General features: G+C 57.9%; 1 protein-coding gene. It reads right to left on the reverse strand.

Translation table 11 applies throughout. The annotated features are described in order from the left end of the window. A partial coding sequence (locus CQ12_RS45420; RefSeq protein WP_198164350.1) for a hypothetical protein occupies positions 1-247 on the reverse strand: 247 nt, incomplete at both ends.

Here is a 247-nt window from a genome sequence, read left to right on the forward strand (position 1 = left end):
GGTTCTTGACGCCGCGCCCCTCGCCATCATCAAAACGGTGCTTTTCGGTCCAATCAATGCCGAATACTAACGCGGTCGTAGCCGGGTCGCGATTCTCCTTGAGCCAGCGTTCCGAAAGCTTGCGCTTTAGGATCTTGGAGCAGGGGTCAATTCGGCTGTTGCCGATGATCTTCTCATCCCGGAAAATCTGCCAAGGTGTGCGGCCATCGGCCAGCCGGACAAGTGGAGCGTCGATATTAGCGGCGGC

This window comes from Bradyrhizobium jicamae (assembly GCF_001440395.1).
Classification (GTDB): Bacteria; Pseudomonadota; Alphaproteobacteria; order Rhizobiales; family Xanthobacteraceae; genus Bradyrhizobium; species Bradyrhizobium jicamae.